Genomic DNA, 2741 nt, shown 5'->3' with positions numbered 1-2741 from the left:
GCAGGCTTGCCCTGGCCTCGCTCGACAGAGAGGCGGCTCCGGGCGCAAGCGAGACAACAACGCTGTGCAGTGGTTCGATCCGGTCGACGAGGCAGGTCTCGAGTTCCGGCAAGGACACGTCCCCGGCGCGGAGGGTCCCGATCAAGGGCCCGAGCCGGTTGAGCCCTTTCGGCGTTGGGCCGGCAGTGGTCACGCGCCGCCGCCGCGAGGAGACCGGGGAAGTCACCGGCCGCGCCGGTGCAGGAGCCGGGACAGGCGGTGCAGGGGCCGGGACAGGCGGCGCGGGGGCGTGCGGCGCGGGGGCGGGAGCGTGCGGCATGACGGCCAGGCGTCCGCGGTAGTGGGGGTCCAGGCTGTCGTCCGCGCCCACCCTCTCGCGCAGGCGGCCCGGGTCGTCGAACAGCTGGGGCAGCGGCTGCCCTTGGTCCAGGTCGTGCAGTGCGGCCGCGATCCAGCCGGCACGCTCCAGACCGGCCCGCCCGGCGGCAGCGCGCGCCGCGTGCCGGGCCACCCGCCGCAACTGCTCCTCGCCGCACCTGCCCAGGGCTTCGACCAGGTCTGCGTCGTAGCGCCACAGCCCGCGAATATTGCCCTTCAGGGCCCGCAACTGCTGCAGGGTGGGCAGCCGTCCGCCCCAGATGGCAGTCTCCTGGGCGAGGCGCACCCGGTCCAACTCCGCCTGCCGGGCCTGTTCCTGCGCGGCCGCTGCTACGGCCTTCTCCTCCTCGGTGGGCGGCGGGGGCAGCTCACGCGCCCAACCGTGCCAGTAGGCAGCAGTCGGGGTGGTTCGGCGCAGGACGGCGTCCGGGGCGGGGGCGGCGGGCCAGAACTGCAGGAGATACCGGTCCAGCGGGTCACCCTCCACCAGGGTGTCCCGGTCGCGGCCGGCCTGCATGCCGGTGGCGCAGTACCGCACACGATGGTCCTCCCGCGGCAGGTCCAGCGGATAGGCGCGGCTGCCACCCCACTCGGCCAGCACCGCGCGCGAACCCCTCGGCCGCAGCGATACCTCCACAGCCTCCTCCCACCGGCCCTCCAGCGGGGGTTCCGTCTCGTGCCACTCGGCCCGCAGTCCTACCTGTCCGGTGTGCAGACCCGTGAGCAGGAACAGGAAACCGGTCTCGGCGCCACCGCACAGACCGTTGACCTGCCCGCGGAAAGCGTCCCGCATGTCGGGCTGGCCGCCCGGCGCAACCCACTCCACATAGAACTGCCCGTACGCCACATGAACACTGCCATCCAGCAGAACCCGGACCACAAACCCCTCCCCCATGATCGACCCGCACGCATGCTAAACGCCCGGAGTGACACCATGCACTGCACGCACACGCACCGGGAAGTCGCCTGCCCGGCAACGGAGTTGAGCACCCGGCCGGAGTGTCCGAGGAGGTCGGCGGCTTGGTGTTCGAGCGGCTCCAGCAGCGTCCGGCCCGCCGTCACCGCGGCGGGGCAGCGGTTGTCCGCTGCGCGGAGTCGGCGCACGTGCTACCCCGGGGTCGTGCGGGGCATGGCCCCTTTCACGCCCCCGTCCGCTCATGCGCTTTGTTGCAGTGCGGCGACGTCGGCGACGAGGACGAGCGCGATCAACGCGATCACCTTTCAGCCGTCAAGGGACGTCCTGAATTGAGGGGGTTCCGGCGGGCCTGGCACCGACATCCGCGATCAATGCACCCTACGACTCAGCGACCCGTGCAGCGATGTCGCGCAGCAGGAGGTTCGGCGAGGTTCGCGCTGCGCTAACCAGCTGGGCCAGCAGCGTCCATGCCTCAGCATCAGCGAGGACTTCGGCCCACAGAGCGTAGTAATCGTCGTCCTCGTCGGTGAGCTGATCAAGATGAGCGGCGAGAAGTTCTCCGAGGCGGGGGACGCGCTGCTCGCGAGGGATGTTGGTGATGGCGCGGCATGCTTGTGCCGCCCAGGCGGGCATCATCGCGAAGTCCACAAGCTGCGGCAGCAGATCAAGATCATCATGCACATCCGTGAGGAATGCCAGTGCTGCCGCCCGCTGCCAGTAGCCAGCCGAGAGGGCAGCACTGAGTACCCCGCTCTTGTCTCTCACCTGCTGGAAGAACCGAAAATGATGGTGGCCCAGCTGTTCCTGGGCATCAACGCAGGCTTGCCACAGCTCCTCTGCCCGAAGCGGTTGTCGTGAAGTCATCCGGTCATGATGCGATCCGCTGCGCGGGCCGCCAACCGAGATTCACACCACGACAGCATCAGCACTGCACGGCAGCTCATCCAACGAGGATCCCGAACCAAGAGGGCCCGTAGGGGCAGACCGTGAGGCCGGGGTGTCGCGGTGACGGTGGAGATGGAGACGGTGGAGATGGAGCGCCTGGTCCGGCACGAGGAGCAGGATCCGGCGGAGTAGGCGGGCGGGACGCGCGATCTCGTGTCACGAGTCAGATTTCGATGTCCACCACGGCGGCGGGGCCGGAACGGTCACATTGTCGAAAGTGTGGAGTACAGGCCCCCGATAGTGGGGGTCCCGAGCGGCCGGCCTGTGTAGGTGGAAGGCATGGCTGTATGACGTGGTCCCTGCCTGAGCCCATGCTCACCGCCGCTGTCGAAGATCCCGCGCTCCCGGCCGGGTGGGCGGTGGAGCCGAAGTGGGACGGTTCTCCAGACACTTGAAGTTGTCTCACCCCAGGGGCTTCGCGGCATCCCCAGCACCCTTTCGGGCCGCCCGGAGCATCCTTTGAAACAGACAGCACCCAGCTCGGGAGCCCTTGTGAGTAGGC

At 69.3% G+C, this 2741-nt stretch carries 2 protein-coding genes; both read right to left on the bottom strand.

Going from position 1 to position 2741, the window contains the following annotated elements; translation table 11 throughout:
* Positions 1-1258 (bottom strand): hypothetical protein (locus tag ACFZA0_RS37215; RefSeq protein ID WP_391025288.1); only part of this gene is annotated, 1258 nt, incomplete at its 3' end.
* Positions 1259-1672: 414 nt separating this feature from the next.
* Positions 1673-2158, bottom strand: coding sequence for a hypothetical protein (locus ACFZA0_RS37210; protein ID WP_391025286.1), 486 nt, complete (start codon positions 2156-2158; stop codon positions 1673-1675).
* Between the last annotated feature and the right edge of the window lie 583 nt (positions 2159-2741).

Source organism: Streptomyces sp. NPDC008150 (genome assembly GCF_042956945.1).
Taxonomy (GTDB): domain Bacteria; phylum Actinomycetota; class Actinomycetes; order Streptomycetales; family Streptomycetaceae; genus Streptomyces.
Note: the sequence above shows the minus strand (reverse complement) of the source record. Positions and strands in the feature narration are given on the sequence as shown.

What these genes read in the sequence shown, in the direction of transcription:
- ACFZA0_RS37210 (WP_391025286.1), bottom strand. Translation starts at nt 2,158, where the DNA reads ATGACTTCACGACAACCGCTTCGGGCAGAGGAGCTGTGGCAAGCCTGC.